Source organism: Paraburkholderia megapolitana (genome assembly GCF_007556815.1).
GTDB lineage: Bacteria > Pseudomonadota > Gammaproteobacteria > Burkholderiales > Burkholderiaceae > Paraburkholderia > Paraburkholderia megapolitana.
Genome location: NZ_CP041743.1, coordinates 2,369,787 through 2,388,288 on the forward strand (window position 1 = coordinate 2,369,787; position 18,502 = coordinate 2,388,288).

At 63.1% G+C, this 18,502-nt stretch carries 18 protein-coding genes and 1 pseudogene; 13 read left to right on the plus strand and 6 right to left on the minus strand.

The genetic code is table 11. The features are described from left to right. Positions 1 to 18: 18 nt before the first annotated feature. The 5 genes and pseudogenes from FNZ07_RS10085 to FNZ07_RS10105 all read left to right on the plus strand — a co-directional run. Positions 19 to 315, plus strand: coding sequence for a sarcosine oxidase subunit delta (locus FNZ07_RS10085; protein WP_091017937.1), 297 nt, complete (start codon positions 19 to 21; stop codon positions 313 to 315). After that, positions 315 to 3,314 carry a sarcosine oxidase subunit alpha family protein gene (locus FNZ07_RS10090; protein ID WP_091017940.1) on the plus strand — a complete coding sequence of 1,000 codons (3,000 nt, stop codon included), beginning with the start codon at positions 315 to 317 and terminating at the stop codon, positions 3,312 to 3,314. The genes FNZ07_RS10085 and FNZ07_RS10090 overlap by 1 nt, the downstream gene beginning before the upstream one ends. Further along, positions 3,304 to 3,933 carry a sarcosine oxidase subunit gamma gene (locus FNZ07_RS10095; RefSeq protein ID WP_091017942.1) on the plus strand — a complete coding sequence of 210 codons (630 nt, stop codon included), beginning with the start codon at positions 3,304 to 3,306 and terminating at the stop codon, positions 3,931 to 3,933. The genes FNZ07_RS10090 and FNZ07_RS10095 overlap by 11 nt, the downstream gene beginning before the upstream one ends. Continuing rightward, on the plus strand, positions 3,930 to 4,394 hold the full coding sequence (locus FNZ07_RS10100) for a dihydroneopterin aldolase (RefSeq protein ID WP_091017945.1): 465 nt from the start codon (positions 3,930 to 3,932) through the stop codon (positions 4,392 to 4,394). The genes FNZ07_RS10095 and FNZ07_RS10100 overlap by 4 nt, the downstream gene beginning before the upstream one ends. A 32-nt stretch (positions 4,395 to 4,426) precedes the next feature. Further along, positions 4,427 to 4,678: pseudogene (locus FNZ07_RS10105) on the plus strand (hypothetical protein); the annotation flags it as partial. A 139-nt stretch (positions 4,679 to 4,817) separates the two neighbouring features. Here the strand turns inward: FNZ07_RS10105 and FNZ07_RS10110 are convergent. Next, positions 4,818 to 5,813: a DMT family transporter gene (locus FNZ07_RS10110; RefSeq protein ID WP_091017947.1), complete on the minus strand. Its 996-nt coding sequence runs from the start codon at positions 5,811 to 5,813 to the stop codon at positions 4,818 to 4,820. 69 nt (positions 5,814 to 5,882) lie between these two features. Further along, positions 5,883 to 6,578: a glutathione binding-like protein gene (locus FNZ07_RS10115; RefSeq protein WP_091017950.1), complete on the minus strand. Its 696-nt coding sequence runs from the start codon at positions 6,576 to 6,578 to the stop codon at positions 5,883 to 5,885. Between the two features lie 144 nt (positions 6,579 to 6,722). Between FNZ07_RS10115 and pdxR the strand changes: the two genes are divergently transcribed. Next, a complete protein-coding gene (gene pdxR / locus FNZ07_RS10120; RefSeq protein ID WP_091017952.1) occupies positions 6,723 to 8,210 on the plus strand; it encodes a MocR-like pyridoxine biosynthesis transcription factor PdxR in 1,488 nt (495 codons plus the stop codon). Positions 8,211 to 8,258: 48 nt separating this feature from the next. Here pdxR and icmH read toward each other — a convergent pair whose 3' ends face one another. From icmH to FNZ07_RS10140, 4 genes are all read right to left on the minus strand, one after another. After that, a complete protein-coding gene (gene icmH / locus FNZ07_RS10125) occupies positions 8,259 to 9,047 on the minus strand; it encodes a type IVB secretion system protein IcmH/DotU (protein ID WP_091017955.1) in 789 nt (262 codons plus the stop codon). Further along, positions 9,044 to 10,390: a type VI secretion system baseplate subunit TssK gene (gene tssK, locus FNZ07_RS10130; protein WP_091017957.1), complete on the minus strand. Its 1,347-nt coding sequence runs from the start codon at positions 10,388 to 10,390 to the stop codon at positions 9,044 to 9,046. Before tssK ends, icmH begins: the two co-directional genes overlap by 4 nt. Positions 10,391 to 10,515: 125 nt before the next feature. After that, entirely contained in the window at positions 10,516 to 11,130 is a 615-nt protein-coding gene (gene tssJ, locus FNZ07_RS10135) for a type VI secretion system lipoprotein TssJ (protein ID WP_091017959.1), read from the minus strand. Positions 11,131 to 11,228: 98 nt separating this feature from the next. Beyond that, positions 11,229 to 11,411 carry a hypothetical protein gene (locus FNZ07_RS10140; protein ID WP_143098152.1) on the minus strand — a complete coding sequence of 61 codons (183 nt, stop codon included), beginning with the start codon at positions 11,409 to 11,411 and terminating at the stop codon, positions 11,229 to 11,231. 53 nt (positions 11,412 to 11,464) lie between these two features. Between FNZ07_RS10140 and FNZ07_RS10145 the strand changes: the two genes are divergently transcribed. The 7 genes from FNZ07_RS10145 to tssG all read left to right on the plus strand — a co-directional run bounded on the left by FNZ07_RS10145 (position 11,465) and on the right by tssG (position 18,486). Continuing rightward, on the plus strand, positions 11,465 to 12,193 hold the full coding sequence (locus FNZ07_RS10145) for a tetratricopeptide repeat protein (protein WP_091017961.1): 729 nt from the start codon (positions 11,465 to 11,467) through the stop codon (positions 12,191 to 12,193). Between the two features lie 61 nt (positions 12,194 to 12,254). Beyond that, complete coding sequence (gene tssB / locus FNZ07_RS10150; RefSeq protein WP_091017963.1) at positions 12,255 to 12,800, plus strand: type VI secretion system contractile sheath small subunit; 546 nt, start codon at positions 12,255 to 12,257, stop codon at positions 12,798 to 12,800. 14 nt (positions 12,801 to 12,814) lie between these two features. After that, positions 12,815 to 14,308, plus strand: coding sequence for a type VI secretion system contractile sheath large subunit (tssC, locus tag FNZ07_RS10155; protein WP_091017965.1), 1,494 nt, complete (start codon positions 12,815 to 12,817; stop codon positions 14,306 to 14,308). A gap of 76 nt (positions 14,309 to 14,384) precedes the next feature. After that, on the plus strand, positions 14,385 to 14,894 hold the full coding sequence (locus FNZ07_RS10160; protein WP_091017967.1) for an Hcp family type VI secretion system effector: 510 nt from the start codon (positions 14,385 to 14,387) through the stop codon (positions 14,892 to 14,894). A gap of 143 nt (positions 14,895 to 15,037) precedes the next feature. After that, positions 15,038 to 15,517: a type VI secretion system baseplate subunit TssE gene (tssE, locus tag FNZ07_RS10165; protein WP_091017970.1), complete on the plus strand. Its 480-nt coding sequence runs from the start codon at positions 15,038 to 15,040 to the stop codon at positions 15,515 to 15,517. A gap of 78 nt (positions 15,518 to 15,595) precedes the next feature. Further along, positions 15,596 to 17,434 carry a type VI secretion system baseplate subunit TssF gene (gene tssF / locus FNZ07_RS10170; RefSeq protein ID WP_091017972.1) on the plus strand — a complete coding sequence of 613 codons (1,839 nt, stop codon included), beginning with the start codon at positions 15,596 to 15,598 and terminating at the stop codon, positions 17,432 to 17,434. Next, positions 17,398 to 18,486, plus strand: a complete 1,089-nt coding sequence (gene tssG, locus FNZ07_RS10175) for a type VI secretion system baseplate subunit TssG (protein WP_091017974.1) — start codon at positions 17,398 to 17,400, stop codon at positions 18,484 to 18,486. Before tssF ends, tssG begins: the two co-directional genes overlap by 37 nt. Positions 18,487 to 18,502 lie beyond the last annotated feature (16 nt).

Below are 18,502 nucleotides of genomic sequence, written 5' to 3' on the forward strand. Positions count from 1 at the left end.
CACAACGGAGATAACCACATGTTGCTGATCGAATGCCCGTGGTGCGGACCGCGCGCCGAATCCGAATTTTCCTGCGGCGGCGAGGCCGATATTGCCCGTCCGCTCGATACCGATGCCCTGACCGACAAACAGTGGGGCGACTACCTGTTCATGCGCAAGAATCCGCGCGGCGTGCATCGCGAGCAATGGCTGCACACACAGGGTTGCCGCCGCTGGTTCATGGCGACACGCGACACCGTGTCGTATGCGTTCCAGGGCTATGAAACCTTCGACCGGCCGACGCCGGCCAGCACCCCCAGCGAGGGCAATTCCTGATGAGCCAGAAAGACCGCCTCGGCGCCGGTGGGCGCATCAACCGCGCGATTCCGCTGACTTTCACGTTCAACGGCCGCACATATCAGGGTTTTCAGGGCGATACGCTGGCGTCCGCGCTGCTTGCGAACGGCGTGCACTTCGTTGCGCGTAGCTTCAAGTATCACCGGCCGCGCGGCATCGTGACCGCGGGTGTCGAGGAACCGAATGCAGTGGTTCAGCTCGAGCGCGGCGCCTACACGGTGCCCAATGCACGTGCCACCGAGGTCGAGCTGTATCAGGGGCTCGTCGCGACTAGCGTGAACGCGGAGCCGAGCCTCGAGCACGACCGCATGGCGATCAACCAGAAGTTTTCGCGCTTTTTGCCTGCGGGCTTCTACTACAAGACGTTTATGTGGCCGCGCAAATGGTGGCCGAAGTACGAAGAGAAGATTCGCGAAGCAGCGGGTCTTGGCAAGGCGCCCGATACGCTCGATGCCGATCGCTACGACAAGTGCTATGCGCATTGCGACGTCTTGGTCGTGGGCGGTGGCCCGACGGGTCTCGCCGCAGCACATGCGGCCGGTATCGCCGGTGCACGCGTGATTCTCGTCGACGATCAGCGCGAACTGGGTGGCAGCCTGTTGTCGTGCCGCGCGGAAATCGATGGACGTTCCGCGCTGCAATGGGTCGAGAAAATCGAGGCGGAACTGTCACGTCTGCCCGATGTGAAGATACTGAGCCGCAGTACCGCGTTCGGATATCAGGATCACAACCTCGTCACCGTGACGCAGCGTTTGACCGATCATCTGCCGGTATCGATGCGCAAGGGTTCGCGCGAACTGCTGTGGAAGATCCGCGCAAAGCGCGTGATTCTCGCGACCGGTGCGCACGAACGTCCGATCGTGTTCGGCAACAACGATCTGCCGGGTGTGATGCTCGCATCGGCGGTATCGACCTACGTGCATCGCTACGGCGTGTTGCCGGGCCGCACGGCGGTGGTGTTCACCAACAACGACGATGGCTATCAGTGCGCGCTCGACCTGAAGGCGTGCGGCGCGAACGTGACCGTGATCGATCCGCGCCAGCAGGGCAACGGCGCGTTGCCCGCCGCGGCGCGCCGGCATGGCGTGAAAGTGCTCAACGGTAAGGTCGTGACGGCGGCGCAGGGCAAGCTGCGGGTTGCGTCGGTGGAAGTCGCCGCTTATGAGAACGGCAAGGTCGGCGCACGCGAAGCCGATGTGCCGTGCGATCTGCTCGCGATGTCGGGTGGCTGGAGCCCCGTACTGCATCTGTTCGCACAGTCGGGCGGCAAGGCGCACTGGAACGACGACAAGGCGTGCTTCGTACCGGGCAAGGCCGCGCAGGCCGAATCGAGTATCGGCGCCGCGGCCGGAGAATTCAGTCTCGCGCGCGGGTTGCGGTTCGCCGTCGATGCGGGTGTAGAGGCCGCGAAGGCAACGGGCTTCGATGCACCGCGTCCGCAGGCCCCGCAGGCGGCGGACATCGCCGAGGCACCGTTGTTGCCGCTGTGGCTCGTCGGTAGTCGCGAGGCGGCGCCGCGCGGTCCGAAGCAGTTCGTCGATTTCCAGAACGACGTCTCGGCCGCCGATATCCTGCTCGCAGCGCGCGAAGGCTTCGAATCCGTCGAACACGTCAAGCGTTACACGGCGATGGGCTTCGGCACCGATCAGGGCAAGCTAGGCAACATCAACGGGATGGGAATTCTCGCCGACGCGCTCGGCAAGACGATTCCCGAAACCGGCACGACGACGTTCCGGCCGAACTACACGCCGGTTACGTTCGGCACATTTGCCGGCCGCGAACTGGGCGACCTGCTCGATCCGATTCGCAAGACCTGCATCCACGAATGGCACGTCGAACATGGTGCGGCCTTCGAGGACGTGGGCAACTGGAAGCGTCCGTGGTACTACCCGCAGGCGGGCGAGGACCTACATGCAGCGGTGGCGCGCGAGTGCCTCGCGGTGCGCAACAGCGTCGGCATTCTCGATGCATCGACGCTCGGCAAGATCGACATTCAAGGCCCGGATGCGGCGCAACTGCTGAACTGGGTCTACACGAATCCGTGGAGCAAGCTCGAAGTCGGCAAGTGCCGTTACGGCCTGATGCTCGACGAAAACGGCATGGTGTTCGACGACGGCGTGACCGTGCGTCTCGCCGACCAGCACTACATGATGACCACGACGACAGGCGGCGCGGCGCGCGTGCTGACCTGGCTCGAACGCTGGCTGCAGACCGAATGGCCGAGCCTGAAAGTGCGGCTCGCATCGGTCACCGATCACTGGGCGACGTTCGCCGTGGTCGGGCCGAAGAGCCGCAAGGTCCTGCAGAAAGTGTGCAGCGACATCGACTTCGCCAACGCCGCGTTCCCGTTCATGACGTATCGCGAAGGCACAGTGGCGGGTGTGGCCGCACGCGTGATGCGCATCAGCTTCTCGGGCGAACTGGCCTATGAAGTGAATGTGCCGGCCAATCTCGGCCGTGCGGTGTGGGAAGCGTTGATGGCCGCGGGCGCTGAATTCGACATCACGCCGTACGGCACGGAAACGATGCACGTGCTGCGCGCGGAGAAGGGCTACATCATCGTCGGGCAGGACACCGATGGGTCGATCACGCCGCACGATCTCGGCATGGGCGGGCTCGTTGCGAAGTCGAAGGACTTTCTCGGCCGGCGTTCGCTCGCGCGTTCCGATACCGCGAAGGCGGGCCGCAAGCAACTCGTCGGTCTGCTTGCCGACGACGCGCAATACGTGATTCCGGAGGGCAGCCAGATCGTCGCCGGGCCGTTCCAGGGCGCTACCGCGCCGATGCTCGGGCACGTGACGTCGAGCTACTACAGCCCGATCCTGAAGCGTTCGATTGCACTGGCAGTCGTGAAGGGCGGCCTCGACAAGATGGGCGAGAGCGTGACGATTCCGCTCGCGAGCGGCAAGCAGATCGCAGCGAAGATCGCGAGCCCGGTTTTCTACGACACCGAAGGAGTCCGTCAACATGTGGAATGAAACCAGAAGCAATGTACCGGGCACTGCGTCGGCGATCGTGCAGGCGGAGTCGCCGCTCGTCGGAGTCGGCGATCTGTTGAAGGCGCATCAGGCGGGCGCCGCAAAGAAGTTCCGGCTCGAAGAGCGGCCGTTTCGCGATCTCGTGAATCTGCGCGGCGATGCAAACGATGCCGCGTTCCTCAACGCAGTGGAAAGCGTCACGGGCTGCCGGCTGCCCGTCAAACCGAATACCGTCGTGCGCGGCAACGGCTACGACGTGCTGTGGCTCGGCCCGGACGAGTGGCTCGTGCGTTCGCAGCAGCAACAGGCGGCGACGCTCGAAGGCAAGCTCACGGCGGCGCTGGCAGGGCAGTTCGCCGCGGCGGTCGATATCGGCAGCGGGTATACGGTGCTGGAGATTAGCGGCGAGAAGGTGAGTGATGTGATTGCACGCGGTTGTCCGCTCGATCTGCATCCACGCGTGTTCGCACCGGGGCAGTGTGCGCAGAGCCACTACTTCAAGGCATCGATCGTGCTGATTCCGGTGGCCGATACCACGTATGAACTGGTCGTGCGCCGCAGTTTTGCCGACTACTTCGTGCGCATCATGCTCGACGCGGCCGAGCCGCTCATGTCATGAAGCCATTCGACGCACCGGTCGCCGCGTTTGCCGCGCCTTTGGTAGCGAGACAGGGGCGCGGCTGGCGCGTGTTCGTCGACGAACTGAGCGTCGCGACGCGCATCGGTATCCATCCGCACGAGCACGCTGCGGCCCAGCCGATCGTACTCGACGCGAGCCTCGTCTATCGCTGCGAGCCGTCGGAAACCGGCGCGCACGGACTGATCGACTACGAGCAGTATTGCGAGCGCGTAACGGCGTTTCTGTCGACGAAGCCGCACACCAGAACGCTGGAAACGCTGGCCGTCGAACTTGCCGTGCTGTCGTTCGGCGAGTGGCCCGCGCTCGATGCACTGACGCTGGCGTTGCACAAGCCGAAGATCCGCGAGGGCACGCGTCGTATCGGCGTCGAACTCGACTGGACCCGCGCCGACTACGACGCGTGGTTAGCCCGTGCCGCTGCGCCGGGCGTGGCGAGCTGAGCGGCGCGGCGCCCAGGCACAGTCCATCGACCATGCCGCGCGCCCACACCTCCGAACTCGTCAGGCGCGCATACGATGCCGGCGATGCGCAGGCCGCGATCACACTGCTTGAACAAAGTATGGCGTTGGGTCATCGGCGGATTGCGTTGATCCGCTATTTGCAGGCGGAGCATCTGCATGCGCCGCTCGATACGCGGCATCACGACTACGTGCGCGATATCGCAGCGAGGATGAGTGCCGCGACGCTGGCACGCGTGGTCGGCGAAGCGCGAACGCGCGCCCGGCGCGCTCACGATCCTGCCGATACTTCCACTACTCGTGACTTCGCTCACGATCCTGTTGCGGGCCACGCTGGTTGAGCGCGGCATGCCACGGTGTGTGCATCCGCTGTCTGGCGTTGCATTTGCAGACGCGAGACTTCACTCACGATCCCGTTGCCGGACATGCTGACCGATCGCGGCATACCACGGCTGCGGTGCGCACCACCGGCGCCTCGCGCCTCGACGGCAGACGCAGTACGCCAGTAGTCAAGGCCGTACCCGCGAGTATCACACCACAACCGATCGCCATCGCCATCGTGAAGGTCTCGCCGAGAAAGAGCGCGCCCCACAGCACTCCGAACGCGGGAATCAGGAACAGCGCCGTCATCGCGCGCGACGGCCCAACACTGGCGATCAACCGGAAAAACAGCACGTAGGCAAATGCGGTGCAAGCAAGCGCGAGCGCGAACAGCGCGGCCCACGCGTGCGGCGCCGGCGCAGTTGCTGGCCACAAAGAAACAGCGGGCACTGCAAGCACGATCGCCGATACGATCTGGCTGCCGGTCGCCACCGCGAGCGGCGAGACACCGCCAAGACGGCGCTTGCTGAAGTTCGCAGAGAAACCATAGAGCAGGGTGGCCGCGAGACACGCGGCAATCGCGAGCGCTGTTGCGTGCACCGCGGTATGCGAGACGGCGTGTACGTCGATAGCACCACCGTGTGCGGCGAGGGCCGTCTTGTCCCACACCAGCCACAACACGCCGGCAAAGCCCACAGCCAGACCGGCGACGCGCATGCTGCTCAACTTCTCGTTCAACCAGAGCCACGCGATCACCGCGGTGAAGAGCGGCGTCGCTGCGGTAAATATCGATGAGAGCCCGGCGGGCAGCGTCAGCGCGGCGAAACTGAAAAGCACGAAAGGCAGCGCCGAATTCGTGATGCCGACGAGCGCGATCGGCTTCCAGTGCATACGCAGCTCACGAAGGCCGCCTGCGCCGCGCAGCGCGAGCAGCGGGGTCAGCATCAACGCGGCGAGCGCGGCGCGTGCGCCGGCGAGCGGCACGGCGCCGAACTGGCCCGCGCCCATGCGGATGAACAGATACGACGCGCCCCATAGCGCGGCGAGCGAAATCAGCATAGCGAGATCGGACCGTTTCATGGCAATGCTCCCTGGTATCTGGATTTCAGCTGCGGGTGGTTTTGGTGCGGCAGGCCGGGTGCGACAGGCTCAACTCCGGCCAGCAACGGCAGCTTGCTGCACAGGCTTGCCCGGTTGCGTATAAACATCGGCGACGCCTTCGTACACGCGCTGCGTGGCGGGGCGGGTACGGATCGATTCGTACCAGCGCTGCAGGTTCGGAAAATCGCGCAGGTCCTGGCCGTGCGGTTCGTGCGGCACGATCCACGGGTAGCACGCGATATCGGCGATCGAGTAGTTATCGCCGGCAATGAACGCGCGACCGGCAAGGCGCGTATCGAGCACGCGGTAAAGCCGCGCGGTTTCCTTCGTGTAGCGGTCGATCGCGAACTGCACGCGTTCGTTCGCGTAGACGCGGAAGTAGCCGCTCTGGCCGGCCATCGGGCCGAGCCCCGCCATCTGCCAGAACAGCCATTGCAGGATCTCGACCCTTTCCGCCGCCGATGAACCGAGCAGGCGCCCCGACTTTTCCGCGAGATACAGCAGGATCGCGCCGGACTCGAAGACCGGCAGCGGTTCGCCGGCAGCGGGTGCGGTTCCGGCTGTGGGCGCGTGGTCGACGATCGCGGGAATCTTGTTGTTCGGCGAGATGGCGAGAAAGGCCGGCGCGAACTGCTCGCCTTTGCTCAGACTCACCGGAACGATGCGATACGGCAAGCCCGTTTCTTCGAGGAAAAGCCGGACTTTGAGGCCGTTCGGCGTCGGGGAAAAGTACAGATCGATCATGAGCAACCTCGCATCGAGCAGGGTTCAAGAGGAACAGGAAAGCTTGCGCCATAGACGCAGAATAGGCATTCTTCTGGTACGTATAAAGCACCATAAATGAGGAATTTTATGGAACCAGAATCGACGGCGACCGTGTCTTCCTCAATGCTGTCTTCCCCCTTCGAATTCCCGCTGGAACTGCCGCCGCGCGATTCCCGCAATCTGCTGCGCGAACTGCACCGGCAGCTGCGTACGGCGATTCTGGACGGCCGGTTGAAGCCGGGTCTGCGCCTGCCGGCCACGCGGGCGTTTGCCGAAGCGTGCGGTGTATCGCGCAATACGGCGATCGCCGCCTACGACCTGCTGCTCAGCGAGGGTTATCTGGTGACGCGTCGCAAGGCCGGCACCTACGTGGCCCAGGTGCTGCCGCAGCCGCCTGTCCGGACGTCTGCGCAGCCACAATCGCAGCTGGTCGCGCAACCGGACGGTCCGCGGCCCGGCGACCCGCGGCTGAACGCGTACTGGCGCGCGGCGCCGGCGCCGTATGTGCCGATGCCGGCGTCCGCGCCACGCGATTTCCAGTTCGGCGTCCCGGAGCAGGCGTTTTTCCGCTTCGATATCTGGCAGCGACTGTCGAGCCGGGCCATCCGGGCGCTAGCCAAAGCGCCTGCCATCTATTCGGATGCCCAGGGCCGTGGCGCGCTGCGCGAAGCGATCGCGGCGCACGTCGCGTTTGCGCGCGCGGTGGCCTGCAGGGCGGACGACGTGATCGTCACGGCCGGTGCGCAACAGGCCTTCGACCTGCTCGCACGGATTCTGGTAACGCACGGCCGCACGACAGTCGCCGTCGAGGACCCGGGTTATCCGCCGATGCGCGCCGCGTTCGCATTGGCTGGTGCGCGCGTAGTGCCGGTCCCAGTCGATGAGGAGGGGCTCATCGTCGATCTCTTACCCGCCGATGCCCGAATCATCTGTGTCACTCCGTCGCACCAGTTTCCGCTCGGCACGGCGATGTCGATGCGTCGCCGCACCGCGCTGCTCGAGTTTGCCCAGACACACGGCGCCGTGATCGTCGAAGACGACTACGACGGCGAATTCCGTCTCGGCGCCCGGCCGCTCGACGCGCTACAGACACTCGACCGCACGGCCTCGGTGTTCTACGTCGGAACGTTCTCGAAGAGCCTGTTCCCGGCGCTGCGGCTCGGCTATGTCGTGGCGCCGGCGTGGGCGCAGGGACCGCTGGTCTCGCTCAGGCAGCACGCGGAATGGCATCCGGCAGTGCTGCCGCAGGATACGCTCGCGGCGTTCATCGCCGAAGGGCATCTGGCGCGCCACGTGCGCAAGATGCGCGAGATCTACGGGACGCGGCGACGCGTGCTGCTGGAGTGTCTGCAGCGCGATTTCGCCGGCTCGCTCGAGCCGATTGCGTCCGATGCCGGTTTGCATCTGGCGGCGTTCGCGAATGTGGAGCCGCACGAGATCGAGCGAATGCTGAAACGCGTGCGCGACAAGGGCGTGCGACTCGAATCGCTCGGCGCGTATTACGCGGGGAGCAGTGCGCGCAGCGGGATCGGTTTCGGGTACGGCGGGGTGGACGAAGCGGGGATTCGCGAAGGACTCGCGATTCTGCGCGATGTGTGGCGCGCGGGCTGACGGTTGAGGACAGGGCGCGCGTTACACCGCGCGCCCCGCTTCACACGCTTATGGCAGCGAGATGGTGAGGTTGGCCGACTGCGGCCCAAGCTGGACGACCTGCGAATACGGTGCGAGCGTGCGCAACGTCGAATCGCGCAGATACGTGTTCAGGCCCAGATACGCGAGCAGCGCGACCAGCGCGAACACCGCGCCGATGGCCCAGATCGGCACTTCGCGCTTCAGCCGGTGCGCGACCTGGTCGGGCAGCGCCCAGTGCGGTGCGAACGGCGCGCGCTTGCCTTTGATGCGCGCGATTTCGTCGCCGAGGCGGCCCGTCAGGTAAGCGAGCTTCTCCGGTCCTTCGAGCAGATACTTGCCCTGGAAGCCGAGCAGCAGACACATGTGGAACACCTCGAGCGACTGCAGGCGCGCGGCACCCTGAGCACGGCATTCCTCGAGGTAGTGATAGAACTTCTCGCCGGCAAGCTGCTCGCCGAACAGCACCAGTTGCAGCGGGCGACGTTCCCACTCGGTACGGATCTTGAACGACGACGACAGCACCGATTCGTCGATAGCCGCACAGAAAGCGAACTTCGACGCGTAGACATCTTCGGCGGCGACGTTCAGCTTTTTCGCGCCGCGCTCGAAGTCGCCGAGAAACTGCTGGATGCGCGATGTGAATTCGCCGGCATCGCCGGGTTCGCGGCCGTTCTTCAGCAGGAACAGCATGAAGAAGCCGTCGTACAGCAGATCGAGCAGCGAGCGTACCTGATAGTTCGGTTCGCTCAGCGGCGCGGACGACGGGCTGGGGGACGGCGGACTGGCGTCGCCAAACAGGGAGGGCGCGTGGCTCATGATGTGACCGCGATCAGTTCGAGTTTGAGATCGTTAATACCGGAAGGCGCGTAGATCATCGCCGACTGGGCCTGCAGCATGCGGTCGTACAGCGCACCGCGCGTTTCGAACGAGAAATAGCATGCGCCGGGGCGTACCGGAATAGCGGGCGGCACCTGCGGCGTGTAGACGAGGCGCACGCCCGGCATGGCCGACAGCACCAGTTTGTCGACGTCGTCCGGTGCGCCGACCTTGAAACGTGCCGGCACCGCTTCGACGAGTTCGACGGTCGGCATGTCCGCCGACACCGCGATGTAGAACATCGTCTTGTCGTCGATCTTGCCCGAGTCGAGGCGACCGACGTGGAACGACGGACGCACTTCGTCGAGCGCGATCGCGAAGTAGCGCGTCGAGATCACGGTTTCGAGCAGATCGCGCAGGATCGTGTCGAGACGCGCGAAGCCTGGGCCGGGGTCGTCGTGCCGGTACGGCGGCAAATCGGCGAGCGCGTAGCCTTTCGAGAATGTCATCAACTGGCCGGCAAGGCGCAGCAGTTCCTGGAACAGTCGCTCCGGATGCAGGGCCGCGTGCTGGTACAGATGTGCAAGCGATGCGAAAGCCGCGCTCGCGGTGTGCAGCAGCCAGAACGACGCGATGTCGCCGGAACGGAATTCGATGATGTTCTTGGTCGGCTCGCGGTGAAAACCGTACAGCGCATTGACCTTGGCCTGCAGCGCGTCGATCAGCTGGCGCAACCGCTGATGCAGGATCGGCGAAGCATCGATCGCGAGGCACGGCGGCACGAACGTCTCGTCGAGCTCGAAACCCGAAGTCGCGGTGCGGCGCACACGTACGAGCGGCACCGACAGCAACTGGTCGCGCGGCTCGCTGTGCGCGAGCAGTTTGACGCTGGTTTTCAGGAACGTGATGTCGGCTTCGGCGGCGTCGGTGAAGTGGTCGGCAACCGGCGACTGCTCGCTCACATAGCGCGAGACGAACCCCGCGTTCTGGTCGGCCGAATAGTTTGCACCGGTCTCGCGCAACGGATGCAGCGCCAGATAGAACGTGAATTCGTTGATGCCGTCGGGCAGAGTGTCGAGCGCGATGGGCGGCGGCAGGTCGTCGGCCTGCGGCGCGGAGTAGAGCGCGCCGTCGGGGAACACCAGCGACAGCTCGCTCACGCGCAGCACGTTGCTGCCGAGCGCGTCGCGATCGAAGCGCACCGAGCGCACGCCCCAGTTGTACGGCTGGATCGCCTGGATCGATTCGAACAGGCGTGCCTCGTGATAGGCATCCTGCCGCTGAAAATGCTGCGGCCTCAGAAAAAGGCCTTCCCCCCAGAGCACCTTAGCTGAATAACTCATGTCAAACCTGTTATATGCGTCGGGCGAACCGCAGATCCATACAAAGCAACCTTGAATCGCCAAAGACTGTTAAATGACATTTGAGCGACATCCATCACATTGTCCTGTCGCTCCTTTTAGGTCCTTTAACCGCAACTGACCGATGAAAGCAGATTCAGCGGTTGTGCGGGCAATCCCTGTTCGGGCGGGATCACGGTGCCGTTGGTTACGGTCATTGCACAGTTATGCAGGCCAATCATTATGCCGGATTTCTCCGACTTCGCAGGATCGAAAGCGAATTTCCAGCGTTGTAGCGCCGGAGCGCGAAACAGGGCGACGATGCCAAAGCCCTGTGCCTCGCGCGAGACTTTCTCGGTCACGGTGTAGCGTTGACCCGGAATCAGCGTCACTTCGCGCACGCTGATCAGATCGCCGCCCAGGGTGCTCTTTTCCTTGTCGGGGTCGGTAAAGATGTCGAACGGCGCCTGCAGGAACGAGGTCGGGTCCTTCAGCGCATACAGCCGGACGACCAGTGCCAGCGGCTTGTTGTCGTTCGCGGCGTTCAGGTTCGGGGCGGCGTAGAGCGTCAGGCCGACATTGCGCGGCGGCTTTTGCGCGTCGGGCACATCGGGCTTGGTGAGACCGGTCGCCTGCATGACTGCCGAGGCCGCACTGCCCAGCATCGGCACTGCGGCTGCACAACCGGCGAGTACTGCGCACGCCGAAAGAATCGCTGTATAACGGATAAAACGCGAATTCATTTATACCAGCTGGCTTTGCGCCGGCCGCCCCTGTCAAAGCGTTAAGGAAAGTCAAATTGGAACGCACCGTTTTCATGCAAAGCGCATCGAACAGACCGTTACCCCATAAAGAATCCGGCAATTTTTTCCGCATCTTGCATTGGTTTTGTTTCGGCGCCGGAAACTATTTCTTCTTGGCGCCGCGACATAACCGGCATACGATTTTTCTGATCCACAGCCGTTTCACACGAAAGTTGAATTATCAAAAATTGGCCTGTACTATACCCGCGCACTTCAAGCAAAGCAAAACTCCGGTTTTTCCTTGAATTAAAAAATCGCAAGTCGGTGAAAAACGATGAAACAGAGACTCTTTTTAAAACTATCTGGGGTTGTACTGGCGTGCGGCGTGATTGCAGGCTGCGCAACACAGGCGAACAACGTTGCACCGACACCGGAGGCTTTTAATAAGAGCCTTGCGGACGCCGATACGGTCGCGAAGGGCGGCGACCAGGATCGCGCAATGGCGCTTTATCAGGCATTGGCGAAGTCCGATCCGACCCGTGAAGAACCGTGGTCGCGGATTGCACAGATCCAGTTCTCGCAGGCGCATTATGGACAGGCGATCGTCGCTGCGCAGGAAGCGCTGCAGCGCGATCAGACCGACCGGCAGGCCAAGAGCGTGCTGGCGGTGGCCGGGCTGAGGGTGGCAACCCAGTCGCTTGGCGAATTGCGGCAGGATGCATCGCTGGCCGGCGACGCGAAGTCCGATGCCCAGGCGCTCGCGAAGGAACTGCGCGACACGCTCGGCGAGGCTTCGCTGTTTCCGCCTGAAGTCACCGACAAGCCGGTTCACAAGCCACGCAGGTATGTACGCAGCAAGCCGAAGGCCACGGACAACGCCGCGACTGCAGCGGGCACGACGCCGGGCGCAACGCCGGCGGCGGGCACCACGGCAGCGGCTGTAGCAACCGCGCCGACGCCTGCACCCGCACCTGCGCCAGCAGTCCCGAAACCGGTTGCGCCGGCAGCGGCAGCAGCAAAAGGTTCAGGTGCTGCATCAGATCCTTTCAGTGCGTTGCGTTGAGTTTCGTCTTATCTATCGCTGATATCACACGCTAGTTTTTCTTGCATCTGGGGAGCCGACGATGGCGAAGAAAGAAAGTATTCAAAAGCGCTTACAAAAAGTGCGCCCTCCGCGCGTTCAATTGACTTATGAGGTTGAACGTGGCGATGCGATCGAAATCAAGGAACTGCCGTTCGTCGTCGGCGTGGTTGCCGACCTCGCGGGACAGTCCGAAGTCGAGCAGCCGAAATTACGCGACCGCAAGTTCGTGAATATCGACCGCGACAATTTCGACGACGTGATGAAAGGCATCGAGCCGCGCGCGGCGTTCCAGGTGGAAAACCGCCTGGCCGGAGGCGGCAGCAAGTTCGCTGTCGACCTGCGCTTCCGTTCGATTGCCGATTTCAACCCGGACGAAGTCGTCTCGCAGATCGAACCGCTGCAACGTCTACTCGACGCGCGTTCGAAGCTCGCGGATCTGCGCAACAAGCTTGCCGGCAACGACAAGCTCGAGGATCTGCTCAGCGAAGTGCTGACGAATACGCAGCAACTGCAGACGCTCAAGGGCGACAGCAGCGTGGGCGACCCGCACGACGGCAAGCCGGACAATGACAAGCAGGGCGAATAGCCACGGGGTGTGAGATGAATCAGCAAACGGCTGCAAATCAGGCAGCGGGCGCACCGGAGGCTAGCGCTGCGACTTCGTTGCTCGACGACATCGTCGAGAAGAGCAAGGTCGCGAAATCCGATTCCGAGCATGCACGCGCGAAGGATCTGATCGGCGAACTCGTACATCAGGTGCTGGAAGGCACCGTCGTTGTATCCGACAACCTGTCGGCAACGATCGATGCGCGCGTGGCCGAACTCGACCGTTTGATTTCCGACCAGTTGAGCGCAGTCATGCATGCGCCGCAATTCCAGAAACTGGAAAGCACGTGGCGCGGGCTCGACTACCTGTGCAAGGAAAGCAATACCGGCGCGACCGTGAAGATCAAGGCGCTGCATGCGCCGAAGCGCGACCTCGTGCGCGACTTCAAGACCGCCATCGAATTCGATCAGAGCGCACTCTTCAAGAAGGTCTATGAAGAAGAGTTCGGCACGTTCGGCGGTGCGCCGTTCGGTGCGCTGGTCGGCGACTTCGAAATCACGCGTCAGCCGGAAGACGTTTATTTCATCGAGCAGATGGCGCACGTCGCGGCTGCCGCGCATGCACCGTTCATTGCCTCGGCTTCGCCGGAACTGATCGGCCTCGAGTCGTTTGCCGATCTGGGCAAGCCGCGCGATCTCGGCAAGGTGTTCGACACCGTCGAATACGCGAAGTGGAAGTCGTTCCGCGACTCCGAAGATTCGCGCTACGTCGGTCTCACACTGCCGCGTTATCTGGGTCGTCTGCCGTTCAATCCGAAAGACGGTGCCACGGCGGAAGGCTTCAACTTCGTCGAAGACGTGGACGGCACCGATCACAGCAAGTACCTGTGGTGTAACGCCGCGTGGGCATTCGCTGCGCGCCTGACTGCTGCGTTCGACGATTTCGGCTGGTGTGCGGCGATTCGCGGCGTGGAAGGCGGCGGTCTGGTGGAAGACCTGCCCACCCACACGTTCAAGACCGACGACGGCGAAGTGGCGCTCAAGTGCCCGACCGAAATCGCGATCACCGACCGGCGTGAAAAGGAACTGGCCGATCTGGGTTTTATCCCGCTCGTCCATTGCAAGAACTCGGACTATGCAGCGTTCTTCGCTGCGCAGTCCACGCAGAAACCGAAGAAGTACAGCACCGACAGCGCGAACGCGAACGCCGTTCTGTCCGCGCAGCTGCAGTACATTTTCTCGGTGTCGCGTGTGGCTCATTACCTGAAGGCGATGATGCGCGACAAGATCGGCAGTTTTGCATCCGCGCAGAACGTCGAGGTGTTTCTCAACCGCTGGATTTCGCAGTACGTGCTACTCGACGACAACGCGCCGCAAGAGCAGAAAGCGCAGTTTCCGTTGCGTGAAGCGTCGATCCAGGTCTCGGAGATTCCGGGCAAGCCTGGTTCGTATCGTTCGGTGGCATTCCTGCGCCCGCACTTCCAGCTCGACGAGTTGTCGATTTCCCTGCGGCTCGTCGCGGATCTGCCGAAGCCGGCCGGTTCTTGAGATTCAAACGAAGTCAAAAATGCCCGGGCTTCCCGGGCTTGCTGTAGAAACCACCTATCTGGGGAGTTGAAGCATCATGGCCAACAAGGACATCTATCTCAAGTTCGGCAGTCCGGCGATTCAGGGCGAATCGGCGGATAAGGATCACGGTAAGTGGATCGAGTGCACCTCATGGAGCCACTCGATTCTGCAACCGCGTTCCGCCACGACTTCGTCGTCGGGCGGCGGCACGTCCGAGCGCTGCGAACACAGCGACATGCGCTTCACGAAAGAAATGGATCTGGTCAGCCCGCTGCTGTATCAGCATGCGTCGGGTGGCACGACATTCGATGAGGTGACGGTCGACTTCATGCGTGCAGACGGTGAAGGCAAGCGCGTCAAGTACATGCAGCTCAAGATGAAGTACGTGATCATCTCGAGCGTCACGCCGTCCGTCGTGGGTGAAGGCCTGCCGACGGAAGAGTTTTCGCTGAAGTACGCTGCTGTGCAGTGGACGTACACGCAGCAGAACGTCGGCGGTGGCCAGGGCGGTAACGTACAAGGCGCGTGGAGCCTGACGAAGAACGACAAGACCTACGCTGTCTGATGGTTAAGGCGGCTACCGCGCGTGTTGCTGCGCGCAGGTAGCCGCCTGCTGGTCGCTCGGGGTCCATCAGGCGGTCCGCAAGACTCTGCATGGCAACCCTCTCGAGGCGACATGATGCACCACCACCGGTTCTACCCTTCCCGATGAAGCGATTCGAACCGAGTTTTCTCGACAAGCTGTTTGACGACGAACCGCATTTGCCGGCTTCTCCGGCCATGCGGCAATTGTCGCTGGAAGAATTGAAGGCAACGGTCGCGCGCGATGTCGAAGCGATTCTGAATACGCGCATCGCATTGACCGAGCATGAACTCCTGGCGCTGCCGGAGTGCCGCAAATCGGTGTTGACCTATGGATTGAACGACTTCGCCGGGCTGAGCCTCGCGAGTCATTACGACCGCACGTTCATCTGCAAGTCGATCCAGGCGGCGATCGAGCGGCATGAACCGCGCCTGCAGCAGGTGGCGGTGACGCTCGAAATGAGCCAGCAGTCGACCAATGCGCTGAATTTCGCTATCCAGGCGCTATTGGTTGTGCATCCGGCGGAAGAGCCGGTGAGTTTCGATGCGATGCTGCAGCCGTCGACGCTGCAGTATTCGGTGACGCGCGCACGCGCGAAGCTTTAATTCCGCTGTTTGCCGGGACGCGCCACGGCAGCGGCGGCGAGATCGACCGGGAAGCAACGGGGAGTTCGGGGACGATTGATGGAAGAACTGCTGCCGTATTACGAGCGCGAATTATCTTTCCTGCGGCGTTATTCGCGCGATTTTGCCGAACGATATCCCAAGATCGCGGCGCGTCTCGCCATGTCGGGCGAGCACTGCGAGGACCCGCACGTCGAGCGGATGATCGAATCGTTTGCGCTGCTCGGCGCGCGCATCAACAAGAAACTCGACGACGATTACCCCGAGTTCACCGAGGCGTTGCTCGAGGTGTTGTACCCGCATTATCTGCGGCCGTTTCCTTCCTGTTCGATCGCGCAGCTCGGCACGGCTGCTGCGTTCAGCCATCTGACCGAGCCCGCCACCATCGAGCGCGGCACCGAATTCAAATCGCGCCCGATTCGCGGCGTGCAATGCCGTTTCCGTACCGCCTACGACGTCACGCTCGCGCCGATCCGGATTTCGGAGGCGAAGTACACGTCGGTGGCCATGGCGCCGAGCGCAACCGTGCTGCCCGGCAACGCCACCGCAATCGTGTCGGTGACGTTCGAGTCGACCTCGCCGCAACTCGATCTCAGTGCGATGAAAATCGACAAGCTGCGCGCCTATCTGCACGGCGAGCAGTCGTTTATCGCCGCGCTGTCGGACTGCCTGTTCGTCAACGGGCTCGCGGCCTATGTGGAAGGCGACCGGCGCGGCGTGTGGACGGCGTTGCGCACGCTGCCGTTCGCCGAGGTCGGTTACAGCGAAGAGGACGCGCTTATCGACTATCCGGCGAAGTCGCACCCGGCGTACCGGCTGCTGACCGAGTACTTCGCCTTTCCCGACAAGTTCAACTTCGTCGATTTCGATCTGCCCGCGATGACGCGCGCAAGCGGCCGCTGCCAGCGGCTCACGCTGCACATCGTCCTGAAGGAAGTGCGCAGCGACTCGCACGTCGCGCGGCTGCTCGACGGTCTCGCATCGCATCACATGCGGCTCTTCTGCACGCCGGTCGTCAATCTGTTCAAGCAGCATGGCGAACCGGTGCGCGTCAGCCATCAGGCCATTTCGTATCCGGTCATCGCGGAATCGCGGCGCGCGTTCGCTTACGAGGTCTATTCGATCGATTCGGTGCAACTCGTGCGCCAGCAGGCGCACGAAGAAACCGTGATCGAATTCCGGCCGTTCTATTCGCTGCATCACGGCGAAGCCGCACGCATGGGCCACTACTGGTTCTCGCGGCGCAACGACTGGGTGGCGCAGAAAAGCCCCGGCTACGAAACCGAGATCTCGATCGTCGATATCGACTTCGAACCGTCGTCGCCGCAAACCGATACGTTGAGCATCGAGCTGACCTGCACGAATCGCGATTTGCCGGCGAGTCTCGCGGTTGGGCTCGAAGGCGGCGACCTGTTTCTCGAAGGCGGTTCGCTGACCGGCAGCATCTCGATGCTGCGCCGGCCGACGCCGAGCGTGCACTTCGAGCGCGGCCGCGCCGCGCACTGGCGCCTGATCTCGCATCTCGCGCTGAATCATGTCTCGCTCGCGAGCAACGGTCTGGCTGCGCTGAAGGAAATGCTCGTGCTCTACGATCTGCGGCGCACGGCGGTGTCGGCGCGCTATATCGACGGCATCACCGGCATCGAACAGCATGCGGCCGTGCAGTGGCTGCCCGGCAAGCCGTTCGCTACCTTCGTGCGCGGCATCGAAATCCGCCTGACGATCGATGAAGAGCATTTTGTCGGCACGAGCCTTGGCGCGTTCGTGCGGGTCATCGACACGTTTTTCGGGCTCTACGTCCACCTGAACAGCTTTGTGCAACTGGTCGTGTTGTCGAAGCGCACCGGCGAGGAAATTCTGCGATGCAAACCCCGCAGCGGCGAATCGATCCTGGCGTAATCGAGCGTCTGCTCGACGAGCCTCACCGCTTCGAGTTCTTCCAGGCGGTGCGGTTGCTCGAACGCTGGTTTACCGACGGCGACACCTCGCTGCGTCCAGGCGACGTCGTGGCCCGGCGCATCGCTTTTCGCAACTCGATCTCGCTTGGCTTTCCGCCGAGCGAGATCGAGAGCACACTACCGTACGACACCGAAGGCGTGGCGCTCAGGGAAAAGGCGCAGCGCAGCGCGGCGCTCGACGGCGAGAAAGTGCAGCGCGTCGATCTGACGCCCGCGTTCTTCGGCCTGCTAGGCGGGCAGGGCGCGTTGCCGCTGCACTACACCGAACAGATTGTCGCGCGCGAGTATCTGAAGCGCGATCGCGCCGCGCGCGAATTCTTCGACGTTTTTTCGAACCGCGCGACCGCGCTGTTTTATGCGGCGTGGAAGAAATACCGGCTACCGCTGCACTACGAGCTGGATCGTGACGAACGTTATCTGCCGCTGCTGCTTTCGCTTGCCGGCGTCGCCAACGACGACTCGCGCGAAAGCCTGCAAGACGGCACCGGCGCGCTGCTCGACGAAGCGATTGCCGGCTATGCGCTGGCCGCACGGCATCGACCGGTATCGGCGGCCTACCTGCAGCGCACGTTGTCCGATTACTTCAAGGTGCCGGTGCGGGTCGATCAGTTTGTCGGCAAGTGGTACGACGTACCGAAGGACCAGTTGACGGTGCTCGGCCAGGTGAACGCACTGCTCGGCGCGACCGCGCTTGCGGGCGAGCGCGTCTGGCAGCGCGACATGCGTGCGCGGCTCGTGGTCGGTCCGTTGTCGAAGCGCGACTATGAAGCGTTTCTGCCCGGTTCCGAGTGCGCGGTGGCGCTCGAACGCATGCTGACGCTGCTGGCCGGCGTCACGCTCGAATACGAAGTATCGCTGGTGCTGCGACGCGACGAAGTCGGGCCGAGCCATCTCGGCGCTGGCGCGCGGCTCGGCTGGGATGCGTTCCTCTGCACGCACGATGCCGATCGCGACCGCGCCGACGCACGCTACGAGTTGCACGTCATACATTGACCGTCATTGACCCATA